Source organism: Alteromonas lipotrueae (assembly GCF_019249255.1).
Lineage (GTDB): Bacteria > Pseudomonadota > Gammaproteobacteria > Enterobacterales > Alteromonadaceae > Alteromonas > Alteromonas lipotrueae.
In genome coordinates this window covers 17,524-40,673 of record NZ_JAESDJ010000022.1, presented here as the reverse complement: position 1 = coordinate 40,673, position 23,150 = coordinate 17,524, and the positions used below count along the sequence as shown (strand labels likewise).

The window sequence follows — 23,150 nt, the reverse complement described above, 5'->3', positions numbered from 1 at the left end:
TTACCTAATATAGTGTTACCGCTTGTGGAATAAATTGATGAATCGTAGAAACTTTCTTTTGGGTATTATTGCTGGAGGTGCAGCTATAGGTGCAACCGGCATAGTATGGCTTGACGGTAAATCAAGTAGTAAAGCACTGAGTATCGATGCCTCAATTCAAACGTTAGATAAAGTAATCAAACAAGATGTATTGACGCTAGGTGATTGGGATCTTTATAAAATTCTTATTCATTGTGCGCAAAGTGTCGAATTCTCAATGTTGGGTTATCCTGAGCATAAATCCGACTTATTCAAAAATACTGTGGGCAAGATGGCCTTTTCTGTTTTTTCTGCAAGACAAGAAATGACGCACGGTTTAAGCGAAGCAATCCCTGGCGCTCCTTCAATTGAAGAACGCGGAGATATTAATTCTGCATACACTCGGTTTAGAGCGGCAATGGTTAAATTTCGCCACTACACAGGGCCATTGGCAGAGCACTTTGCTTATGGAAATCTAAACAAGCAGGAATATGAGAAAGCGCATGCCATGCACTTTTACAATCACCTCTTGGAAATAGAAACGACTTAAAACGCTCAGATTTATTACAAACTATAAGCCCTTTAATCCATAGCACTTAGAGCCGATTTATCTTATCAAAGAAAGCTGGCGATGCTTTCAAGTGACTTTTTCTGCTTTGCATGAGCTGGAATAGTGGCTTCAGCAGCGGGGTAGCCGGCAACAATCAGCATATAAGCCCGTTCATTTTCTGGGCGGCTACACACTTGCGTTAAAAAGTTCATGGGCTTTGGTGTGTGAGTTAGCGTTGCCAAACCCGCATTGTGCAAGGCGGTAATCAGTATTCCCACAGCAATGCCTACCGACTCATGAACGTAGTAATTCTGGCGTTTGTCTCCGCTTTCTGTTTCGCCAGACTTCTGGCTAAAGACGGCAATAAGCCAAGGTGCTAATTCCAAGTACGGTTTACTTGAATCTGTGCCTAACGGTTTGAGGTCTTGAAGCCATTGCTTCCCAGCACGTCCTTCATAAAATCCACGCTCATGTGCTTCAGCTTGTTCCCTTACTTTTTGCTTTACCGTGGCGGAGTTAATTGCTGCAAAATGCCAAGGCTGGTGGTTGGCACCACTCGGCGCAGTGCCAGCCGTTAAAAGGCAGTTTTCGATAACCTTTTTGTCTACAGGCCTGTCGCTAAAATGGCGAATGCTGTGCCTGCGTTGCATCGTTTGCAAAAAGTCAGCGCTGCGCGACATCATTTCATTTTCTGGATATTCAACAAAGTCATCTAGCGGTGAGTGGTCGTGTGGTTGCATTATGTAGTCTCATTTCTAGAATTAATGGGGCAAAATATATTAACTGAGCACATTAACCGAATACTTGAGATGAGTACATTAGCCAGAGCCTTTTAAGCGAAGTTTTGCGTTTCACTCAATGGCACCGTGGTTTGATGGCCTGCCTTCCCATCGCCTTCCAGTCCGCTTGTACTTTTGGTTAAAATATCTAACATACACGCGCCTAAAGCTTGCATCATGGTACTTAGGTCACGGTTATTACTTCGTTGAATAAATTTAGCTATCACCACAACCCTGTACTTGCTAAAGCTAGTCGAAAAGACAGTAAGAAAAAGGGAGTGAGAGTATGTGCAGAAGGAATTTTATTTGGAAAAAGTACTCTGGCCCCGCTTTATTTTTGTTCTATAGGCTAGGTTAATCTCAAGTAGATTATGTGTGGGCTTTGCACTTGTAGTAGAATAGGCATAAGCAGATCATCACATTACTCTTTATTATTTACGGTGTGTTATTCAACCTGAATCTTGGATAAGTAACGCCTGTAAGTAAAGCTTCCCCCTGTTTTTATTGCTCCTCATGAGTTTAGAACGACTAGACAGCATTATGGACGCGTTAATGTAGGCAAAGATATTATGACTTTCCCTCGTTAAAATGGATTAGAAATAGATAGCTAATGGTTCTCAAATTGAAGTGTATGGTGAAAATCACTTCAGTTTGATATCTCTCATCCAAAACACAGGTTGGTTAGCGAGTTTTTGTGACGGTTTAATGATGATACCTACCTTCTACTTTTAAATATTTGGAACACCAAATGTCAGATAAATTTTTTTTTAAAGGTCGTAAAGACGCCCGTCAAACGACCCTAACATACGGTTATGAACGAAACGCTAGCCGTATTGCCGGTAGTAAAAAATATCCGCTTAAATTAGTAGTAACTAATGAAGCTCGAAAACATGAAGTAAAGGCATTAGTGGCAGAAGCTGGTTTGTATGCAGATATTACAGTTGATACCACGGAAAGCGCGGTCGAATCTATACAAGCGTTAACAGTAATACTAAATAAAAAAGGCACTGTAACAGTAGAAAAAGCCCCTGCACGTAACGACCCTTGTATTTGCGGTAGTGGTAAAAAATATAAGAAGTGCTGTGGCTAACGCGAAGCTAAATAAGGTCAGAGTACATTATTGCTTTGTCTCAAAAGTACTCTGCCCTACCTAATTCTTTCCTTTCAATGCATTCAAAATTAGTTGCCCGCTTTCTTCAGGCGCATCGAGCCAAGGTAAGTGACTGGCATTTTTGATAATGTGAATAGAGGCGTTGTTCATTTTTGATACTAAATATTCAGCATTTTCAATAGTGTCCCAAACATCTTTATCACCAACAATAAAAGTCACGTTGTGGGATAGGCTAAACAATGTATTTTGGATCAGGAATTCCTCTTTAAATCCGCCAAATTCTATACAGTTTTCAAGCAGTGAATTGAATGTGCGAGCATTTCCGGGAATAAGCTGGGCATTAACATCATTTTGCCAATAGATATCAGATAATTGTTCCGGTTTATGCGCCAGCATCATGCCATGAAAGTCCTTACTTCCCTCAACTGTCGGTTTGCCAATTAGCTTTAATAGTATTTTATTGGCGCCCGGTAGGCCCATCAAAATAACTTGGGGCGGGATCGTTGTGGTGCCTCCTGCTGGGTGCCCAATCAACACAAGCTTTCTCACGCGTTCTGGGTAAATATCTGCAAAATTCACACTGAAAAGTCCACCCATCGAATGTCCTATCAAGTGGGCACTGTCTAAATTTAAAGCGTCCATAAAAGATCGAATGAACTCTGCACCATGTTTCGTCAGGTTCACACCATCATAGCTAAAGTTGTCGGTTAAGCCGCTTCCTGGGCGATCCAAAACAAACAAATGGTAAGACTTAGCCAGTTCTTCCATGATAGTAAACCACTGTGAAGCATAACCCCCCCCGCCATGGATCAGAATTAAAGGCTCGCCTTCACCCATTTCGTAATAATGAACACGTTTAACTGGCCCTTGTGTATTCACAAAATTCGATTGAGGGGATATGCCTGCTTCTTTAAATAAAACGCCGGTACTTTGTCTATAGGCGGCATTACTGGTTTCCGTAAATTCTTTATCCAACACTGCCGCCCACACAACAAGGATAAGTATGACCCCCAACAAAACCAAAAGAATCTTAATCCATAACTTCATGTTCGCTCCTAGCAATTTAGTTAAGCCATAGAAAGGGGCTACGTATTTTAAAGGTACTTATGTACTATGCCCTTCTTTCTTTTCTCACTTTGCTTCTGCCAAACAAGTCATCTCAGCGATTTTTTCAATATCACCAGTTTGGTCGTTACGCAATACACAGTCCTTTCCATCGGTCAGCAACGTAAACGTAAATGCGGGGTTATTGTGCCTTCCCTCAATAGGTAACCTTCTCTCGTCCAAGTGCGCTTTACGCTCAATACTAACTTGCGAAGATTCAGAAAATACATCGTCGGCAAGGGTAACTTTTACACCGCCAAACCAGTCGCTAATTTTAGTCTCTATTATCTGTTTCTGGGCAAAACTCAAGTCGTCAGTAAGCGCGTCAACTAAGTCATTTTCACTTGGCACTGCGGTTATTGCGCACCCACTTGCTAAAACAAATGAAATGGCACCAGCACCTAAAACTAGCTTAAAAAGCGCCATTACTGGCGCTCCTCAATTACAGGTTCGTTAACCTTATTGTGCAAAATAAAGGTGTTTCTACGCGTATTCGGGTTATCGATAGATAGCAGGGCATTTCCGGTTTGGCTATTCGACGTGCTAGCAGCGCTTTCTTGATTGCCTAAAGCGTTAGCCTTAGTGAGCTCCTCTGTTGAAGCAACCACAGGGCAGCTGCCGGTAGCAGAATATTCCAAGGCCGCTGCCAACATTCCTTCTTCAGGATTACCTAACACTGCTGTAAAGTCGTCTTCTATATCACAGCCAGGTAGTTCGAAGTCGAAGCTAGGGGATGCTACCGGCATAAAACCGTCAGAGTAATCGCCGAAGCCTTTATTGTTCACGCCTTGGAACTGAATAGTGAAATAGGTTTCGCCGCAGTTATCAGTAGGATAGAAACCATATGGTTTACCACAGGTGGTGGAGCCTATTTGTACCACCTCCACATCGACACCCCGCAATGCGTTCATTACCGCTTCACTGGCAGAGCACGTTGAACCCGTGGTTATCACGTAAACACGTGTAAGCGACAAACTAGGTAATAAAGTGTCCGTTAGCACGCCGGCGTTATAGTCAATTTCGTTACTATAAAATGGGGTTGCCTGCACCGTGCCACCGGTTACCGGATTTGTTGTGCCGCTCTTATCGTTAAAGCGCGTGGTTTCGAAAATAGCGTTATTGGTTTGGCTAGGGCCTGCTACCATATAGGAAACCTGAGAAGCTAATGCTAGTAAACCACCACCGTTGTAACGCAGGTCTATTACCAGTTCGGTTACATTCTCATCTACGAATAAATCAAACGCATCGATAAGGCCATCTTGGGCTGTGCGAATAAAGGTATTGAACTGAAAGTAACCTGTTTTGCCAATTTCAGTATCTAGCACGCTAACGTTTTGCACTGGCGTTACGCTTACATCAGCGGAGGTTATATCTACTACCAGTGGGCTGCCGTCAATCAACTCAAATTCGAAGCTTGTGACCGTGCCAGGATTAGCTGGAAACAAGGCTGTGTTAATAGCGTCTACACCGCTTTGGGTATTGTCATTAACGAAGTCGATACCATTAACCGTAATCAATGAAGCGCCACGAGGTACATTGGCTAACGCTGCAGGTGAGTCAGGTTCGGTAAAACGAACCACAAGCTCTCGGGGCGAAGTGCTAGCAACAAACTCCCAATCAAATCCATAGCCTGAAGAGACACCGGTTTGGGTTAGCTCATTATATTCAGCGGTATCTTGAGAAAAGTGAAAGTTATCTTTTAGTGTGCCACTTGGCGTTAACTCTGTGGTTTTCAATTGGTCGAAATAGGCCAATACCGAGAAATTCTCGGGATCATTATCAGGTACTTCGTCGTACCAAAGATAGGTGTCGTTAGTCCATGAACGTAACCATAGCTTTTCTTCTAATGCCGAGCCTTGTGAATCAGGATAAGCACTGCCTGTGAAAGGATCTGAGCCGGTTCTTGGCGTTTCACACTTCGCGATGAAAGTAGATTGTGATTCAAAAACACCAGGCTCCCAAGAAGGGGCACTGCTTACCGGTGTCGTCGGGGTTACCGGTGTGGTGGTACTGCCACCTCCGCCACTGCCTCCACAACCACTTAGAATGGCAACAGTTACAGCTAGAGCAACACCAGTACATTTGCGCGCGTTTATCAGCATAGATTTTCCTTATCTAGTCGGCCAACAAAACCCAGGCCATTGAATTAATCAAATATTGCCATATCAAGATGCACCTGACTATATAGTAAGTTTAAATTAATGTGGGGATTCCATTGGCACTTGATAGGAAAGCGGCTAGAAAGTGGTAAAAATAAATAAGGGGAGATGGAGATAAAAACAGACTATCTTCTGAAAATTAATAACCCCCCGTTTTCCAATTCCTTTATAATTGTGTGTACTAAGGAGAAAGTGAAGTGAGTGAATACGCACGATATTTTAATGGCTACCCCCAGACTGTTGTTGAGCAAGCGCTACAACTAATAGCCGACAACAAGTTAAGCAATTACCTCGTTAAAAAGTACCCCATTGCGCATACTATAACGACCGATAAGTTACTTTATAATTATGCAACCGACCTAAAAAAGCGTTATGTAAAAAATGCGCCGCCTTTTGGACGGGCGGCATTTAAAAAGCAAGGTGATATGGTCACCAATGCGTTGGGTACACATACCTATCGAATGCAAGGCAAAACGCGTAAGCATGACTTAGCCATTAACAGCGACTTGCTGTACGCCCCCGAGCCTTTACTCAAAGCGCTAGTGGTACATGAACTCGCTCACTTTAAAGAAAAAGACCATAACAAAGGTTTCTATCAACTTTGCTGTTATATGGAGCCGCAATACCACCAGTTAGAATTAGATTTGCGATTGTTTTGCGTTGCTGTTGCTATGGGCGAAAATCCTTACCGATAAGTTCATCACGCCAGGGTGTTAATTTGGTTGAAGTATTTACCCCTCCTGTGCAGCCTTCATATCTTACTATCGCATTGCTCATTTATGCGCGTTACAGCACTTACGAAATGCGCAATTACTGTGAAGCTTTCCTTTCATATTCCCAAAACAAAAAATTTAGGCATAACATCTCATTCTGGGAATTAAAAGGTTTGCCAATATGCAAAGTGTTAAATTTATCTTATTGGTTTGTGCACTGATGTTCTCAAGCATTAGTGATGCGCACATAGCAATATTGCCACCTTTCAAATTCGCCATCTAGATGATGGCCGCTGGATATATGAAGTGATGACGCCACTGTATGGTATTGACCAGTCGCTTATTGCCAGCAGTAACGTTAAGGCTAAGCTAAAGGCAATTCCGAAAGACAGCGCAGAGTATAAGCAACGATTAGTGGCACACATTAAACAAGCCTTTGATGTAAAGGCTTTTAGCCGAGGTGAAAAACCGCAAGAAGTGACCACAAGTCAATTGCGTTTGGGCCAAGGCAAAATAAAACTCGATGATCATTTGTCGGTGTTTATTTTTGAAATTCTAGGCATGCCAGAAAATGTTATGCAGTTGAAGTTTCGTATTAGCAACATGGCTAACAACGACTCGCAGAACAATATTTTACGATTGATAGATGGTGCTAAGAATAAAAAGTACTTGTTGAACCATAAAAACAATTTTAGTGGGGTAGATAAAGGCTTCTTTTTCGCGCCTTAGTGCTTTTTAAAACGGGTTTAGCCGCAGCAAGTTATTCTTAGTTTACTTGCAAGCCAAAGCGGCTAAACCATTTTAAGCAGAGCGTTGGCGGGGGGAATACATCGTCTAGTCGATAACATACTCTCACGTCATTTCCCCTTTTTTAAATAATCAAAAACAATGTAGCAGCTGTGGCTGCAGCCATGGTGAAGTTGAAGCGCTTTCTGCGCATGGGCGAGCTAAGCCAAATTTTTATTTTGGCGCCTACTGCAGCCCAAATAGAAATGCACGGGAATCCAATAAGCGCAAAGGCCATAACAATAGCAAGACCCGATTCTGCGTAGTGTTCACCGGGAACAGAAAATGTGCCTACACTAGCCAATGCCATCATCCACGCTTTAGGATTAATCAATTGAAACAGTGCGCCCTCCCACCACTTAAGTGGCCCTTGGCGGCTGGTTTTCTTGATTTCAATTTCATCGGTAGGTGCAGTAGCAATTTTAACGGCCAGCCACAGTAAATACGCAATGCCCAGTACTTTTAGTACGGTATACAAGGCGGGAAATAATGTGAAAAGTGCCCCTACGCCCAAAAGCGTGCTAATCATTAGCCCTGCCACCCCCACTACAATACCCAACATATGTGGAATCGACTTCTTGTAACCATACTGTGCCCCCGATGCCAATAGCATTAAGTTGTTGGGGCCGGGCGTTACTGTACTAATAAAAGCAAAAGTGGCGAGTGCAAAAAGTAACGAAATTTCCATGGTAGTCCCTTTCTCTAATCTTCTATTTAAACCAATAAGCGACAGTTGAGTTGCAAATCTATAGGCGTTACTTAATAACGCCACAGCATAGTACATTTTAATATGTGTATGTATTAGAGCCAAAAGTATTGAAAATATGCCATACAGATAGGCGGGAGAGAGGACTGTATGCTTAATTACTATTAGAACTGTATGGTAAGTTCTAGTGACAAGGTAAGGTATAGTTATCTGTATGGTTATTATCTGTATAGAGTAAAATAAATGACACTGTATGAGTCGCTTGCCTGTGAACTAAAAGCCCAAATAGATCGTGGGCTATTTGAACAAGGAGATAAGCTTCCCTCGGTAAGGCAACTATCTCAAGAATACCACGTTAGCATCGCTACGGTACAAGAAGCCTATCGGGTTTTAGAATCTCAAATGTACGTTGAAGCGAAGCCTAAATCGGGCTATTTCGTATCGTCAAATACGACATTAAATAATACACCTAAAATGACTAAGCCGCCGCAACGGCCAATGGATGTGTCTCAGTGGGAAGATGTACTCAACATGTTGTTGAATACGTTTAACAAAGACAGTGGTATTGAAACGCGATGCCAGTTCCAGCACGCCATGCCCAACATGACCGCTAAAACCCTTAAGCCACTGACAAAGCGCCTGTATGAATTAACGAAGAATAGGCCGCTTGATGGCATGGTGTACGGTGATGTGAAGGGTGATCAGAACCTTAGAAAGCAGCTTAGCCGGCTTACTGCTGCCTCGGGTTGTAGGTTGCAGTCGGATGAGTTTATCGTTACCTCAGGTTGCCAAGAAGCATTGTCTGTATGCCTTCGTGCGGTGGCCAATGCGGGTGATGTCATCGTGGTTGAATCACCGGGCTTTTACGGTGCCATGCAAGCAATAAAAGGCGCGAATTTAAAAGCACTAGAAATACCTACAGACTCTGAAACTGGCTTGAGTTTAGATGCATTAAAACTGGCGCTAGATCAATGGCCGGTAAAAGCCATTCTGGTAGCACCTACCGTCAATAATCCTCAGGGTTTTGTTATGCCCGATAACAAGAAAAAAGCGCTCTACGATATGGCCAGAGAATACGATGTCGCCATTATTGAAGATGATATTTACGGCGACATTGCTTATTCGTATCCGCGCCCAAGAACGGTTAAGTCGTTTGATGAGGATGGCCGGGTTTTATTGTGTTCTTCGTTTTCTAAGACCTTAGCGCCGGGTTTTAGAGTGGGGTGGATAGCCCCAGGAAGCTTTAGGAACCAAGTACTTCATGCAAAGTATGTTAGCAGTTCCATGTGCCCCACATTGCCTCAGCTCGCCATAGCAAGCTATATCGAACAAGGCGGTTACGACAAGCACATACGTGCAATGCGCCACTATTACTTAAGTGCAAGAGATGCTTTGCGCGCTGATATTAAGCGTTATTTTCCACAAGATACGTGCGTGAGCTACCCTCAAGGCGGGTACGTACTGTGGGTTGAATTAAATGCGAAATACGACGCGGTTAAACTGGCTGATAAAGCCAAAGAACAGGGGATTTATATCGCGCCAGGGCAGTTATTTTCAGCGACAGGAAAGTACCGAAACTGTTTGCGGTTCAACTTCATTGACGGTACGCAAGATGTTCGTACACACAGCATAAAGTTGCTTGGCGAATTGATTGAGTCATTAGCTGAGTGAGTGGAAATACACTGTGTGTTTGGTAACAAACGTACCAAACACACAATGCTGGGGTGCAGTAAGTTAGTCTTTACTATCACACTCGCTTACGTCACCACCCATTTTTTTCTTCATTTCAATGCACGCTTCACGCACTTTTTCAGCGCCAGCATCCATCATGTCAGCCCCTTTTTCTTTGCCGTCTTCGTACGCGTCAGAGGCCATATCTTTGCCATCTTCATAAGCATCAGAGGCCATGTCTTTGCCATCTTCATAGGCACTAGATGCAGAATCTTTAGTTTCATCCCAAGCATCAACTGTTTTTTCTTTCCCTTCTTCGTAGGCATCAGCTGTCGCGTCGCCAGCCTTCTCCATTTCCATCATGGCTTCTTTTTTTGCTTCTGCTGCTGATTCTTCGTTAGACTCAGAACAGCCTACAACAGTGAGTAATAATGCTAACGCAATTGCTTTGTTTTTCATGGTGAAACTCCTTTTGCCGAATTTAGTGCAAGTGTTAAGGTTAGTGAAAATGTTGCATTCATCTATTAGCGCTAAACTAGATTATGCTGCTAGCCTATTTATAACTAATATTTGATGGTTCCAGTCTAGCCTAAATATTCGTCAAAGTGTAAAGAGTATTTATGCCCCCACTTACTTTTGGACTAACTGATTCATTAAGAGGGTTGAATTTCAATTTGTGGGTCGCAGTTAATTTTATCTACAGTAAATTCCTTGGTTAATTGCGAACGGTAGGTGTGGTGTACCCAAACATCTAGCGCCAACTCACAGGTGTTTATGTTTACCCAGCCCTTAGTCGTTTTGTATTGCATTTTACCGGTTAACAGAAATGAAACTTTGTCATTTTGCCAGCTTTCCATTTCGAATCTCTGCCCCCGTCCTACATATTCTTCTTTATCACCCGCTCGGCGTGCATGGATCCAGGCAAATTTATAGCCCGCCGGTCCGTGCTTGTGAGCTGATGCAGTTTGATTCAGTAAGATAGTGATCCTCACGTCCCCATCGGCAAAATTGCTTTGGGGTATTGATAATATTCCGTTTGAAAAACCTTTCCCCTCATACTTAAAAAAGTAGGCTTCACCTTCTGCAGTACCTTCGCCTTCTTTCAGCGTTTGCTCCAATAAATTGTCAGTAAATACTGATAAATTTAAGGTGTAGCTATAAGCTATTTTACGACATTGATCATCATGTTCCATCTGAAGCTCCTTTCAGGGTTTAAGTGTCGTCTTTAGCGCGATTAATTGCGTCTGTTAACTGGGGATGTAAGTACCCTTGCTTTTCCAGACTTAATAGCACATCTCTAGCCGCACTTCGCCTAGATGACACCAGTAAAAAATAGAATTCAGTTAGTGAAGCATTCATATCGTTCGACGGTTTCTCGGTGTTCGCTAACGTAAAATGCGTGAGGGCTAAGCTTTTACCTTCGCCTTTCCCAACCTCTTTTCGTATATCCTCACCGATGGTGCAGGGGTGGTTGCGGCATTTTAAATGTAACTCCCACAGTAGACGCGGGGTGGATTCACTATTGAACTCAATGGATGGTTGGGCAATATATGTCATCACCTCTGAATTTTCGCGGTTTTCGAAACCCAATTTCACACTGTAAATTTTCTGTTTTATAGGCAGGTTTTTGGTTTTGTTAAAAGCAGCACGAGTAAGGTTAAGTAGTGCTGGATCAGGGGTTGTTTCTTTTGTGTCGAAGAGCAAATGATAATCCCAATAGAAGAACATTAATGTGGCAACTTTGGTCATCCAGGCTTCATTTTCGGGTTCTTGTATAGCCAGTTTCTGCGCCAGCATTACACCGTCGGTTATTGTTTTATCAGCACCTGATTTGTTGCCAACGGACATTTGAGCTTGTATTAGCAAATTAGCGGATGACAATGTTTGATAGACAATGTTGTAGTCGTCAGGGTTTTCGAGCAGTAATTTAACCGCAAGGGTATAGGCTTCTTCTGCCAATTTTTCTGCTTCTTTGAATTCAAAAGTTTGAAAGGCCACTGCTACTAGTCCTAACAAAGAACCCCGCAGCGAGGCTTGTACTTCACTATGGTTAGGTTGCGAAATTAACATTTTGCGTTTTAAAGCGATGGAGTCACGAAAATTTTGGCTGGCGCTTTCGTACTGGGAAATACGAAGCGCTAAACTACCAATATTGTGTTGAGCCGAACTTACTTCCAGCATCCACTTGGGGTTTAGCTCATTAAGCACTAACAGTTCTTGTGAATAGTTAAGGTACTTTGCCCATTCTTCGATGGTAGTGGTATAGTCTTGTTTGAAGTAGGCGATGACGCCAATCCAATAGTGAATGTTCCCTTTTAAGAACAATACTTGCTCGCTAGTTTGCGTTGTACTTTGTGAATACGCGTTCGCTGATGCAATGCCATTCGGTGCTGTTTCTTGTATTTTTAGCTGCTCGGCGTCCTGCTTATTTAAAATATTTAACGCTTGAGATAACTGTTCACCGGCATGTTCAAACTCTCCTCGGTTAATGTTTATCTCGGCTAAAAGCTTCAACGAGTTTGCTTGCCTTAGCCCATCACCGGTTTCAATACCTGCATAATAATCTAATGTTTTCTGCCCAACACCTTCGAGCACGTCCAGTTTCCCTATGGGCTCTAGCTGGCTGCGTAAGTCGCCCAACATGTAATCTACTAAGCTTTCAGCTTTGTTTCGAAGTACCTGTGCTTGGTGGGTTTGTTCAACAGCGAGTTGAGTTTGATTATTGCTATAAATGGCCAAACCCGTTGTGGACACAGCCAATATCGCCAGGGCGGCAATGGCCGACGTTTTATAGCGCTGCGTTTTTTTATGCTGGCCTTCAGAAAGGTGAATGAATAATGTTTCCTGCGGTGTTAAGTGCAAGTGGGGTTGCTTTGCCATCCAGCGAGCGTCGTCTAACTTTCTACCTGAGGGCAGTAACATGTCTTGAGGTTTACCCGCATTTAACCAGCGGCTGCAATCGGTATTGAGCTCCGTTCTTTTTAGCAAAGCCGCACGGTTTTTTTGTGCCCAGTCGGTAATGCGATCCCAGTGTTTTAATAAGGCTTCATGGGCAACGCAAACACGCTTATTCCTCTTCGCATCAGGGGCTGATGTATTATAAGTAAGTTCATTTGCACCAAGGTCTGATTCGGTAACGAATAATCGTGCATCAACAAACTGCTGAATAAAGGCTAAATCGTTCTCGTCACTAAACTGCTCAATTGGTACTTTTCTAGCAATTAAGCCGGTTTGATTCACATCGTTAATGGTCACCAATTCGTGCATCACGCTTTTCCAACTTGCTTTAGCCGTTTCGCTCATACCTTGATAAGTGGTTTCGGCCTGTTGTGCTATTGCACCTTCTAAACCGCCAATGTTGGCAAAGGCAGAAAACAGCAGCGTGTTCTCTTTGTCGCGGCGCTGGTAGAGCAAGTCTAGAGTGAATTCCATTAAAGGCAGCGCATCGGGGTGACCAATCGCTGCTTCTAGCAAAACCTCATCGAGTTTTTCTCCAGTTTGTACGTTTTCTTCAAAGCTTAGGCCTGCAGAAAGCGCTGGCAGGCGTATCATACGGGCTATATCGGTGGCGTTAGGAGGTTGAAGGTCGTATTGCTGGCCTTCGTCTTTGAGCCGTGCGAATCCTTCTAATTCCATACTGTTGGCATAAAAGTCGTTTCGTAACGACACAATTAGAATAAGGCGTTGAGTTTTTACAAGCACGGTTAAAAAGCTTATTAAGCTAGCCGCGTCTTCTTTCGACAAGCTTGCGTCTTGCAACACTTGCTCAAACTGATCGATAACAATGAGGTTGTGGGGGCGCGCTACTGAGTGAGTTGAGGGCGCTCCATCATTCAATTCAGTTATGCTCTCACTTTCTTTAAGCAGGGCTTTTAGATGGGAAGGGTGCTGGCTTAGGTCACAGGCATGCGCGTCTAAATTCCAAGTATCAACCAGCATGCTCATATCATTAAGGGCACCTAATAGCTGCCTGAATATACTGCTAGCTTTGCCGCGGGTGGGGGTGATAACTGTGTAGTGCTGCACTTTTATACCCGCTAAACCTTCACTTCGGGTAATAAACGGAATAACCCCCGCACGTAACAGTGATGATTTTCCGCTGCCACTTTTTCCCATTAATAGTAAAAAGCTGAAGTTATCATCCATTGCCTGATTAAGATGGTGAACCACTTCTGCGATTGCTTTATTGCGTCCAAAGAATATCGCCGCGTGTTCGGGCTGAAAGGTTTGTAGCCCTCTATAGGGTGAGCCTTGGGTCCATCGGCTGAGCTTTTGAAGATTGCCCCATCGCTGACGCTCGTCTAATAGCACCACATTCGCAATAATGCGATAACCTCGGCGCTGAACGGTTTCTATGTATGAAGGTTGCCTTGAATTATCGCCAAGCTTCTTGCGCAACATGGCGATACATTTCTGGACTGGGGCATCGCCATAAAAAGTGCCCTGCCAAAATTCGATAAGCAATTGTTCGGTACTAATGACCTCGCCTGCATGGGCTGACAGATAGGCAAGCACGTCCATCATCTTAGGTTCAAGGTGAACAGATGTGTTATCACGAGACAGGGAATTTAACGATGTATTGACTTCCCAGTCACCAAGTTGAAAGGTTTCGCTCATGTCTACAGATATCCCATATCCAAGACAGACTGAACTCCAACCCCTTGATGTTTCATTTTTTCGGGTCATCAATTTGCCATGTATAAGTCTAATCCGAGCGGGTGAGTTTGCAAGACTATTCATCGATTCTAAGGTTTTAAGTAGGTGGAGCCCTGCCGCAAAAGCATTGCGGCAGGGGATAAGACGCCACAGTTAATCTAATTGGGCTACTTCGATACCGCTATTTGTGGGAACGTCTAGGTGATTCAGAATAACGAAGTCGTAGGCGGTGTAACCGCGTTTAATAGACGTATTACATCGAGCAAGCGTTAAGGTGCTTCTGCCTTGAGGCGAAGTAAGGCATTTTCCGCTACGTTGATTTTTAATCTTGCCTGAGCTTGTTATTGTCCAGGTATCGTAACCATCTACACGGCAGGTTTCATAAGTTAATACATTAGTACTCTTACGGTTATGGCCGTATGTCGACAAGCACTTCGTTTGGTCGCTGTTATAAATGACCATCTGGTGGGGCGTATCTAGGTTGTTATTCACGACACCAATTTTGTTCAATTCGTTAAAATTTGCCGCTTGCACAGTAGCGAATAAGAGCACTGCAGGTACTAGGCTAAAGGCTGCTTTTCTAATGACGTTTTTCATTATCGTTTCCTTTTCTATCAATTTCTCGATATTAGATTTAGGGCCTAGGTTAATTTTTTAAGGCCATTAAACTGCGAGCATCAGTGGCGGTCAGGGTGATGCCAAATAACTTAAATGAGGCAAGGCGTTCACGCTTGCCAACGAAATCCAATAAGGTTATTTCGTTACTGTGATTGGCCCACGCAATATGACTGAAATCATCGGCTGACATGGGCAAGGCATAGCTGTGCTTACGTAATGGGGAGTAAACGCGAGGGCGAGCTTCCGTTTGGTTGTGCGAAATAAATAGCAACCAATCTCCTGCGTTTGACCATTGGGGTGAGTATTTGCTTTCAGGTGCTGTGCTTGGCATCGACTCAATAAGCCGAAGCGTGGCAAGGTGTAAATCATATAGCCACAGGTGCTGGTTATGCGTAGTAAAAGTTAGGTAGCGATTGTCATTCGACCAACTAAACTCAGCGGCTTGATGAACTCGGGGCAGGTGAACTTCACGTTTCAATGTGCTGTTTCCCTGCTCGATAACCAGGGTTTCTGGTTCACTCATGTAGGCAATATAGCCATTGCTTTTATTTGCTGCATAGTGATTGTCTGTTTGTGTAACTGCGCTTACCCAAGCAGGAAACACCAAGATCATTGCACAACAACCTAGCATTAACTGTTTCATGTTCATTCCTTTAAGTAGGGTGGAAATTACCAATCCATCGTGAAGCGACAGCAATCTGCATCTATAGAGCGATTGGTGTTGGAGTGAGTATTGCCGGATCCTACGAAAAAGAACTTACGGAAACTTAACGGTTTAAAAATACTTCATGAAGTGAGACTTACGGGATGGATAAATATATTTAATTCAGTAGGTTAAGTTTTTTTTGTGAGTTCGGGAGATATTGGGTGTAGCTCTTGTTTGCGCCACCAAAAGGCGTGTTAAAACTATTCTGTAGTGAGCTTTTTACTTTGAATTTTTTGTTGATTAGCTCTGCTTTCTTGGTATTTATCTAGGTTTTCGTTTAAGTTTAGCGTCTGCGAACGTTAGCCCCTAAGATGGACCCTATCGATGAAAAAACTTTCTAAAGTGCAAATTAAACAACAAGCACTTGTCCTTGATGTCGCGAATATGCTTGAAGAGCAAGGGCGCGCTGAAATTCCCGGCATGGTGCAGTGCTGGTTTGATATGAAATACGAGATGTTCCCAAGTTCTTTATTACTGCGCTTTCAGTTTGAAGATGAACAATCCTTAGCTGCCGCGGAACCGGTATTATTAAAATGGCGAAAGCGATTAAGCGCCGCCATGGTGAAAAAAGGGGTTATTCTAAAAGATATGCGAAGACACCTGGTATTTACTGTAGAAGGGCCTGATGATTAAATCAGGCCTTAAATTGCGCTTTAATGTCATTGCTGCTTAAGCGGGAATAATTTCATTTGAAACTAACCAAGCTTTGGTAACATCGTCTATCGGTTTGTTATTTCTAGATACGTGATAATCAAGCTCAGCAATAACATCATTGTTGAAACGCAAAGCATTTAGCTTGTTTAATTGCGCTTTGGTCAACAACTGCTTTTTATCATCACGAATTAAAAGCACGGCACGATCTACAACACCTAATAACCCTTTAGGGTCTTTAATTTCTCTGATCTTATGCTTAAAGTGCAAAAACTGAGGTTTCCAAAGCGGAACAACAAACCAATCTTCTTTTTCGACCTGCTTTTCGAACGCAGTAAAACAGTCTTCTTCAGTACCAGTATGGAATTTATAGCCCACGTTACTTAAACCATATTCTTCCATCATTTTAATTGAAAACCGGGTGATACCCGCACCAGGGTTTATTCCCTGAATATTAGCGTTCATTTTTTCAATGACAGACGGTTTTAATAAATCCGTAACTTCTGATACTGCAGATTCAGGAATGTAATCCGGTACTCCCCACAAGGCATAAGGTTCATAATGCAAACCGAGCTCTGTTAATGAAATTACTTCCTCAACATTTGCCTTGTATACGCCATGACTAGACGGTAACCAAGCAGACGCTAGTAAGTCAACGTCACCAGATTTGAGCTTTTCAAAGTTAGTTTCATGGGGAGAGTAGATTCTTTGTACATCAAATCCCATACTGTTAAGCACATTCGATACAAGCGACGCCGCCACGTGGTGAAACGACAGGTTAGTTACACCTATCTTGACGATACTTTTCATAACGTACCTTGATTAACTTTCATCATTTCATCAACGGTAAATTGCTCAAATGCCCCTTTTGTTGCGGCAACAAACTCAGTTAAATGCTTACTTTCATTATGTGCTTGCCACAGTTCACGGGTTTCCCAGATTTCGTAAACCATAAAATGCGCTTGGTTTTCTATACCTTGATGAAGGTCATAGGTGATACAGCCTTCTTCGGGTAATGTCATTTCAACAAGTTTTTTCAACTCAGATTTTACAACATCAATGTTGTCTTTCTTTGCAGTGATATTGGCGACAATTGTTAATTCAGGCATGAAAGGTTCCTTAATAGTGCGGGCATTTGGCGAATAATTAAAAAAATAGAAAAATAAATCAGGCTTAAATGGGTGCATTGCACCCATTTAAAATAGTATTAAGGTTGGTAGCTAAAACGGTAAAGTGTGTAAGGTGGTTTAGCGTTACCTAAGCCTTGGCTGAATGCAGGATGTTGATGCAGTTGATCTTGGGTTACGTAAATATAACCATTACTTACCGCCAAGCTATCAGGCCATGAAAGACGTTTATCTTGAACCAGTATTTCGTAATGGCCCTTCGTGGTTAACCCCACCGCATTATGCTCTAGATCTGTGGCTAAAATTCCGCCACCTGGTGCATAAGCAATACCATCGCTTGGGTTTTTAGGACCATAAACTTCAATGCTTTGTGCCAGTTTTTTGTCTGAATTTTTTGTGTTACTAATGGCTGATGTTGGAATTCTGTAGACTTTTGTGCCAGTAAATGCACCAAAATATAACCAATCGTTTTTATCATCAATGGCAATTGGGTTTAAACCAAAGCGTAACGCGTTGGTTTCACCTTCTGTAGTTTTTGACGCTAATAAAGAAGCTTCAATAACTATATCTCTGTCTTCATGCATTAATTGTGCTGCGTTTTCCAGTACACGCTTTGACTTGCCAGATTTCAAGTCGACAACAATAATTGCTGGCTTAGTAGCCCCTGCAAAGTTACCGAACGTCATATCGGCAATATAAATTTTGCCGTGTTTTTCATCAATAGAGAAATCTTGGATGAATGAGTTTGGTTGTAGCGATGATTTTGTCAACGTAATAGTTGTGTGAAGCTTATGGTTTACGCTGTCCCAAGCCACTATCTGTGCTGGCGATGTTTCGCTGCCCATATCAAGGATCCACACTACGCCTTCGCTATCGCTGTGAACACCAATAACAGATGTTAATCCCACTTCACCTACTTCTGGGCCATCCGCCCAATCAGGGGTAGGGAAGGGTTGTTTTGAACCATTCGCCATCACTTCAACCACCTTCACTTTAGGGTTGTCTAGTGGATGCATGCTGATAATAGTGCGGCCGCTTGGCGTAATAGTAATGCCACCACCACGATATTCAGTAAATTGAGTAACAGGCTCTAGTGGGCCCACTTCTACTGCATTTGCCAGCGCTCCTACAACACTTGATAAGCCAATAGCCGCAGTAATAAGAGATGCTTTAAATAGTTTCATTGTCTTTCCTGTAATGGAGTAATTAATTCAAAAAGCCCAAATAGCACCGTTGAAGACTGCTGTGTATTTGCACTGGTTTTGGTATTTGCTATGTCGATGAGTAAAGAATAGATGTTAATTGCTAAGTGAAAAACAGTGTTGTTTTTGAATAATTATCAAATTTAATTTGATAATGTTTTTGCGAAGGATACTGCTGAGCATTGAAACGTCTTTTTGCAGACCTGTTGATATTTGATCAATATCAAATGATGCTTTATCGGCATCCGCTATATTAAGTACTTTATAGTCACTACGCTGAGCATCATTGAATGGAATTTAAAGATTATTATCAGATCCTTGGTGTTAAAGAAGATGCTGATTTAAAGGAAATAAAAAAAGCCTATCGTAAGCTTGCCCTAAAGCTGCACCCAGATATGCAGCCTGACAGTAATTCTGACGAAGAATTTAAAGAATTAGTTGAAGCTTATGAGGTGCTTAAAGATCCGCAGCGCAGAGCTGAATATGACGAATTGAAAAAATATGGTGCTACTTCACACGATAATTTTCAACCGCCACCAGGCTGGCAGAGCAATAATGATTTCAATGGTGCTCACACTGGCGGGGACTTTTCAGACTTTTTTAATTCCGTATTTGGCGGTGGTTTTAATCAGGGGCCGCGTAGTCATCAAGCAGACGATTTTTCAGGGTTTAGCAATCACGGCCAAGATGCTGAGATTGAAGTGCCAGTATTCCTTGAAGATTTGTTTTCTGAAGCGCCAAAAACAATTCAGTTTTCGATGCCATCACTAGAAAATGGGCAGATTAAACACGTCAATAAAACCCTAAAAGTTAAGATACCAGTCGGCGTGGTTGACTCAGAGCGGATTAGGCTTAAAGGCCAGGGTGGCAAAGGGCAGGGGCAAGGTAGAGATGGCGATCTCTATTTACACATACGTTTAGTACCGCACCCATTGTTTGATGTTGAAGGGCATAACCTTGTTCTAACTGTACCTGTTTTACCGTGGGAAGCAGCACTGGGGTGCAAGGTTGAAGTGCCAACGTTGACCGGCAAAATTAGTTTAAATATCAAGCCAAATAGTCAAACAGGCCAAAAATTACGGGTTAAGGGTAAAGGGCTTAAAATGAAAACCGGCGTTGGCGATATGATTGCAGTTTTAAAAATCGTTATACCAAACACAACCAGTGATAAAGACAAAGCATTATGGCAACAACTAGCGGAATTAAAACACGACGACCCTCGCTCACAATGGAGTAAAGAAAATGGTTGATACGCTGCTAGTAATATCATTCGAAGAACTTTGCCAAGTAGAACGGTTAAACCAAGAAATGATAGTTGAAGTTATCGATTACGGGATAGCTGAACCTGTTTCAGGCGACGATAAGAACGACTGGATGTTCGATACCAGCAGTGTACGTTGGGTGAAAAAAGCCATAACGTTATATGATCAACTGGAGTTAGATTGGGTTGCGATAGCGATGATTGTTGAGTTACTGAAACAAAAAGAAAAGCTGACAGAGGAGAATGAATATCTTCATCGTCGGCTAACGCGGTTTTAACCTATTTTTACGTTTGTAGTACCTCGTGTTCCGCCATCTTTTTTGTAAGCCAATTGCAAAAATGCGCTATGCGCTTTTGTTTGGGGGAGTTCTTCAGATAAACAAAGTGAGATTTCCAGCGTATTGGGTGGGGAATATCAACGGGCACAACGAGTTGCCCCGATTTTAAGTACTGCCCAATCATAATATCCGACGCTAGCATCACGCCATGGCCTGCAAGCGCTGCGCTAAGCGCAAGATCGCTAGAAGACACTACTGTCTTTCTTAATTTTTTGTTGGAAATGTTTATTTTACTGTGTTCGAAGTATGCCTCCCAATTCGCTCTCTCTTCACCGGCAAGTGCTAGCAGGCGTGTACCCAAAAGATCTTTCACACTGTGCAGCTGCATTTGGGTTTGAAACTCGGGGGAACACGCCGGTACTACGCCATTTTCGCCAAACCTCTCTGTAATAAGGCTATCATCCTGCAACGCAGTGGTAGAGTTATAAAATCGTATCGCTATGTCGATATCACCATTATGTAAACTTTCAATGCGGTTAGATGCTTGAATATTGATATTAATGTTGGGGTATTCATTAAAGAATTCGAACAAGTTGGGCATAAGCCACAAAGCGCAAAAAGCTTGAGTGGAGGTAACGGTTAAACTGCCTTCCAAGGGCTCTTCATGTACTTGATTCAAACCATTAACGATTTCACTAAAGCCTTTCTCACAGGATGCATAAAGCGTTCTGCCCGGCCCAGTTAATAGCATTTTTCGAGCTTGCCGCCGAAACAGGCTAACGCCTAAATTAGACTCTAACTGCCGCATTTGTTGGCTTACCGCAGCTTGTGAAATATACAACTCCTCTGCTGCTTTGCTGTAGCTTTGATGTCGTGCGGCTACTTCAAAACAAAGCAGGTTATTCAGCCATCGTAATCGTTTGTCCATTGATCATTGTTATATAAGTTCAGCTTATCTTTTAAGTTAGTTTTTATCGTTGGTGAAGTAAAGAGTTAATCGCGACACTTGCTTTACCGAATGAGGAAAAACCTACGAAATTATGTCGAAAAAGGAGTGGCGAAATGAACATGAAAACAAGCGAGGTAGGCGCATATTTGATTGCGTTAAAATATAAGATTTTTAACCTTATGAGTGATGCTGGCCGAGCTGGCGGCCCAGGTTCACTAACGGACGAAAAAGTGCTAGCGGTTAACAAAGAAATAGCAGAAGAAAGCAGTAAAAGTAGTAATAAAAAAAGTATGTTGTCAGATATGGGAGATAAGCTGTGCTTATCAAAGTGGAGCGCGTTTAAGTGAGCCCATTTACGCGAATATAGGTAGGTATTCCTCTTTAATATTGGGCTTAGGTATTCCCGTTAGGCTGGTTATTGATGATTGACAGTACATGACAAGTTGGGGCTGCAATTATAATAAGCAAAGTCTTCTATACTTTAAGTCTACTAAACTTTTATAAAAAGCTGCCACGAGCCGTTTATTTAAAACATCTCATACCCAGAGCGCTTAACATTTCGGACTGACCAATAATCTTGCATCGTATCAAGTTGATTTAAATATACTTTCTATGGAAGATGAATGTTAAGAGTGAATACTGGTTATTAGCGACATTCAAAACTTCAAAGAGTAAGTAATAAAAGCGTCTATCGCCTTAATACTAATATTCATAATACTGTATTTTTAAAAAGGTGAGCCTGAAATTTTATTAGATTAAAAACTTTCACAACAGGGTTCCCACTTACACTATTTCTTCTACCAAATTGGTCAATGTCGCTATGTAGCTTTCTTGTTTTAAACGGGTAAGGCTTAATACCTAAAGCTTTTATTTTATCTACTGCTAACCATTGAAGTTCAACGTCCAAGGGCCTAGAAAAAGATTCTGTATATTTTAGCAACTTTTCAGCGCCACTGTAGGAAATGACTTGTGCAGAAGCGCCAATAGGTAATTTATTATATTTGACCACAGAAACACCTTCAGACATGAAGACGGTTGTCGCAGAACGTTTCTCATGTACTTCGTTAAGGTTTATGTAGTCCCAAGGCTCGTTGATTTTATCTATTACTTTATCTAGTTGTTGAAAGCTATGCTCAAACATCACATCGTCTTCTAGTACTACGGCGAACGCTAGCTTATGCTCGACAATAAAAGACCAGGCTTTTCTATGGCTAATAAAGCAGCCGATTTCCCCTAGGGTTAATTTTTTATAGTAATTTAGCTTGTTAGCACGCTTTGAATATCCTTGGTGCATAACGTTATCTGACGAGCCTTTAATTGCCGTTATGACTGAAAATTCAGCTGAATAGTGCTTTGCGCTCTGCGTAAACAAATTGAGTCGGTCGACGGATTCCGGCAAGTTAATTAGTAGAATTTTCACTTGGATATTGATAGAAGAATCATAATCCAATCATGTTATTAGGTATTTATTGCAGCATTATGTCAGCCAGATCAGCATCTAACGGCTATCCATTCTGTACCGTTAGAAAAATTACAAATGCTTTTCAATTTCCACTTCTATACATTCGCTATTGCCAGCGCTTTCGATAGTTAGCCAAATTTGGCCATCTTGCACCGTTACTTGCATTTGCATTGAACGGTCTACGGCGTTAGCTAGCGAGGTAGAAAGGCTTTCTGGCAAGGTGAAAACCGATAAGTTCTTTCTGGTGCGCAAGCTGTTTTGTTCTTTCTTCCACCAAGCATCGAAGCTGTTATCTGCGTAAGCATAAATCATCATCTGCTGGCTTTGATTGCAGCCTTTTTTAATGCGTTGTTCGGAAGGTTGGCCCAACTCAATCCACAGTTCTATTACGTCGCTGAAGTCCTTTTGCCAAATGTCTGGCACTTCGTCGTCAGATAACCCTTTTGTAAACTGCAGCTGTTCATGAGCATTTACAATAAAAGCCACGATACGAAGCATCATGCGTGCATCGTTTTCAGAAGGATGGCGAGCAATAGTTAAATTGTGCTCATTGTAGTAATTGCGATCCATATCGGTAATCGATATATCCGCTTTAAAAATGGTTGCTTTAAGAGCCATGGTAATCCTGAGTATTATGCCGAGC

At 42.3% G+C, this 23,150-nt stretch carries 25 protein-coding genes; 9 read left to right on the top strand and 16 right to left on the bottom strand.

All coding sequences use genetic code 11. The annotated features are described in order from the left end of the window. Positions 1–37 precede the first annotated feature (37 nt). Positions 38–568, top strand: coding sequence for a DUF1569 domain-containing protein (locus KYS23_RS19395; protein WP_220099955.1), 531 nt, complete (start codon positions 38–40; stop codon positions 566–568). A 65-nt stretch (positions 569–633) separates the two neighbouring features. Here the strand turns inward: KYS23_RS19395 and KYS23_RS19390 are convergent, their stop codons facing one another. Next, the gene (locus KYS23_RS19390; protein ID WP_159532546.1) at positions 634–1,308 is read right to left on the bottom strand and encodes a nitroreductase family protein; all 675 of its coding nucleotides are present in this window, start codon (positions 1,306–1,308) and stop codon (positions 634–636) included. 787 nt (positions 1,309–2,095) lie between these two features. Between KYS23_RS19390 and KYS23_RS19385 the strand changes: the two genes are divergently transcribed. Then, entirely contained in the window at positions 2,096–2,437 is a 342-nt protein-coding gene (locus KYS23_RS19385) for a PBPRA1643 family SWIM/SEC-C metal-binding motif protein (RefSeq protein WP_218397474.1), read from the top strand. Positions 2,438–2,497: 60 nt separating this feature from the next. On the opposite strand, the gene KYS23_RS19380 is transcribed toward KYS23_RS19385, so the two are convergent. The 3 genes from KYS23_RS19380 to KYS23_RS19370 form a co-directional block, all read right to left on the bottom strand. Further along, a complete protein-coding gene (locus KYS23_RS19380) occupies positions 2,498–3,505 on the bottom strand; it encodes an alpha/beta fold hydrolase (RefSeq protein WP_218397475.1) in 1,008 nt (335 codons plus the stop codon). A gap of 84 nt (positions 3,506–3,589) precedes the next feature. Further along, positions 3,590–3,988: a hypothetical protein gene (locus tag KYS23_RS19375; RefSeq protein ID WP_218419853.1), complete on the bottom strand. Its 399-nt coding sequence runs from the start codon at positions 3,986–3,988 to the stop codon at positions 3,590–3,592. Beyond that, on the bottom strand, positions 3,988–5,664 hold the full coding sequence (locus KYS23_RS19370; RefSeq protein ID WP_218419851.1) for a S41 family peptidase: 1,677 nt from the start codon (positions 5,662–5,664) through the stop codon (positions 3,988–3,990). Before KYS23_RS19370 ends, KYS23_RS19375 begins: the two co-directional genes overlap by 1 nt. A gap of 254 nt (positions 5,665–5,918) precedes the next feature. On the opposite strand from KYS23_RS19370, the gene KYS23_RS19365 reads away from it, so the two are divergent. Both KYS23_RS19365 and KYS23_RS19360 read left to right on the top strand, forming a co-directional pair. Continuing rightward, on the top strand, positions 5,919–6,416 hold the full coding sequence (locus tag KYS23_RS19365; RefSeq protein ID WP_159532537.1) for a M48 metallopeptidase family protein: 498 nt from the start codon (positions 5,919–5,921) through the stop codon (positions 6,414–6,416). Positions 6,417–6,740: 324 nt separating this feature from the next. Further along, complete coding sequence (locus KYS23_RS19360) at positions 6,741–7,163, top strand: hypothetical protein (RefSeq protein WP_218419849.1); 423 nt, start codon at positions 6,741–6,743, stop codon at positions 7,161–7,163. A 142-nt stretch (positions 7,164–7,305) separates the two neighbouring features. On the opposite strand, the gene KYS23_RS19355 is transcribed toward KYS23_RS19360, so the two are convergent. Next, on the bottom strand, positions 7,306–7,908 hold the full coding sequence (locus KYS23_RS19355; RefSeq protein ID WP_218397483.1) for a LysE family translocator: 603 nt from the start codon (positions 7,906–7,908) through the stop codon (positions 7,306–7,308). 261 nt (positions 7,909–8,169) lie between these two features. Between KYS23_RS19355 and KYS23_RS19350 the strand changes: the two genes are divergently transcribed. Continuing rightward, positions 8,170–9,597 carry an aminotransferase-like domain-containing protein gene (locus tag KYS23_RS19350; protein WP_159532532.1) on the top strand — a complete coding sequence of 476 codons (1,428 nt, stop codon included), beginning with the start codon at positions 8,170–8,172 and terminating at the stop codon, positions 9,595–9,597. 63 nt (positions 9,598–9,660) lie between these two features. Here the strand turns inward: KYS23_RS19350 and KYS23_RS19345 are convergent, their stop codons facing one another. The 5 genes from KYS23_RS19345 to KYS23_RS19325 all read right to left on the bottom strand — a co-directional run bounded on the left by KYS23_RS19345 (position 9,661) and on the right by KYS23_RS19325 (position 15,514). Then, complete coding sequence (locus KYS23_RS19345) at positions 9,661–10,056, bottom strand: hypothetical protein (protein WP_159532530.1); 396 nt, start codon at positions 10,054–10,056, stop codon at positions 9,661–9,663. Between the two features lie 194 nt (positions 10,057–10,250). Then, positions 10,251–10,790, bottom strand: a complete 540-nt coding sequence (locus tag KYS23_RS19340) for a hypothetical protein (RefSeq protein ID WP_159532528.1) — start codon at positions 10,788–10,790, stop codon at positions 10,251–10,253. Positions 10,791–10,809: 19 nt separating this feature from the next. Beyond that, positions 10,810–14,214 carry an nSTAND1 domain-containing NTPase gene (locus KYS23_RS19335; RefSeq protein ID WP_218419847.1) on the bottom strand — a complete coding sequence of 1,135 codons (3,405 nt, stop codon included), beginning with the start codon at positions 14,212–14,214 and terminating at the stop codon, positions 10,810–10,812. A 192-nt stretch (positions 14,215–14,406) separates the two neighbouring features. Further along, entirely contained in the window at positions 14,407–14,850 is a 444-nt protein-coding gene (locus tag KYS23_RS19330) for a ricin-type beta-trefoil lectin domain protein (protein WP_218397487.1), read from the bottom strand. 49 nt (positions 14,851–14,899) lie between these two features. After that, positions 14,900–15,514, bottom strand: coding sequence for a hypothetical protein (locus tag KYS23_RS19325; protein WP_159532520.1), 615 nt, complete (start codon positions 15,512–15,514; stop codon positions 14,900–14,902). A 387-nt stretch (positions 15,515–15,901) separates the two neighbouring features. Here KYS23_RS19325 and KYS23_RS19320 point away from each other — a divergent pair, with 387 nt between their 5' ends. Beyond that, positions 15,902–16,210, top strand: coding sequence for a hypothetical protein (locus KYS23_RS19320; protein ID WP_159532518.1), 309 nt, complete (start codon positions 15,902–15,904; stop codon positions 16,208–16,210). Positions 16,211–16,246: 36 nt separating this feature from the next. On the opposite strand, the gene KYS23_RS19315 is transcribed toward KYS23_RS19320, so the two are convergent. The 3 genes from KYS23_RS19315 to KYS23_RS19305 all read right to left on the bottom strand — a co-directional run bounded on the left by KYS23_RS19315 (position 16,247) and on the right by KYS23_RS19305 (position 18,539). After that, positions 16,247–17,038, bottom strand: a complete 792-nt coding sequence (locus KYS23_RS19315; RefSeq protein WP_218419841.1) for a glycine betaine ABC transporter substrate-binding protein — start codon at positions 17,036–17,038, stop codon at positions 16,247–16,249. After that, complete coding sequence (locus tag KYS23_RS19310; RefSeq protein ID WP_159532514.1) at positions 17,035–17,337, bottom strand: putative quinol monooxygenase; 303 nt, start codon at positions 17,335–17,337, stop codon at positions 17,035–17,037. The genes KYS23_RS19315 and KYS23_RS19310 overlap by 4 nt, the downstream gene beginning before the upstream one ends. A 98-nt stretch (positions 17,338–17,435) precedes the next feature. Continuing rightward, complete coding sequence (locus tag KYS23_RS19305; RefSeq protein ID WP_218419839.1) at positions 17,436–18,539, bottom strand: L-dopachrome tautomerase-related protein; 1,104 nt, start codon at positions 18,537–18,539, stop codon at positions 17,436–17,438. 308 nt (positions 18,540–18,847) lie between these two features. On the opposite strand from KYS23_RS19305, the gene KYS23_RS19300 reads away from it, so the two are divergent. Continuing rightward, positions 18,848–19,807 (top strand): DnaJ C-terminal domain-containing protein, encoded by a 960-nt coding sequence (locus KYS23_RS19300; RefSeq protein WP_159532511.1) that lies wholly within the window; start codon positions 18,848–18,850, stop codon positions 19,805–19,807. Continuing rightward, positions 19,800–20,096, top strand: a complete 297-nt coding sequence (locus KYS23_RS19295; RefSeq protein ID WP_159532509.1) for a chaperone modulator CbpM — start codon at positions 19,800–19,802, stop codon at positions 20,094–20,096. The genes KYS23_RS19300 and KYS23_RS19295 overlap by 8 nt, the downstream gene beginning before the upstream one ends. A 7-nt stretch (positions 20,097–20,103) precedes the next feature. Here KYS23_RS19295 and KYS23_RS19290 read toward each other — a convergent pair whose 3' ends face one another. Beyond that, the gene (locus KYS23_RS19290) at positions 20,104–21,024 is read right to left on the bottom strand and encodes a LysR substrate-binding domain-containing protein (RefSeq protein ID WP_218397493.1); all 921 of its coding nucleotides are present in this window, start codon (positions 21,022–21,024) and stop codon (positions 20,104–20,106) included. Between the two features lie 134 nt (positions 21,025–21,158). Here KYS23_RS19290 and KYS23_RS19285 point away from each other — a divergent pair, with 134 nt between their 5' ends. Next, positions 21,159–21,392, top strand: coding sequence for a hypothetical protein (locus KYS23_RS19285; protein WP_218419837.1), 234 nt, complete (start codon positions 21,159–21,161; stop codon positions 21,390–21,392). Between the two features lie 362 nt (positions 21,393–21,754). Here the strand turns inward: KYS23_RS19285 and KYS23_RS19280 are convergent, their stop codons facing one another. Both KYS23_RS19280 and KYS23_RS19275 read right to left on the bottom strand, forming a co-directional pair. Continuing rightward, on the bottom strand, positions 21,755–22,495 hold the full coding sequence (locus KYS23_RS19280) for a glycosyltransferase family 25 protein (protein ID WP_218395870.1): 741 nt from the start codon (positions 22,493–22,495) through the stop codon (positions 21,755–21,757). Between the two features lie 81 nt (positions 22,496–22,576). Continuing rightward, positions 22,577–23,125 (bottom strand): YaeQ family protein, encoded by a 549-nt coding sequence (locus tag KYS23_RS19275; protein ID WP_159532501.1) that lies wholly within the window; start codon positions 23,123–23,125, stop codon positions 22,577–22,579. Positions 23,126–23,150: the final 25 nt, after the last annotated feature.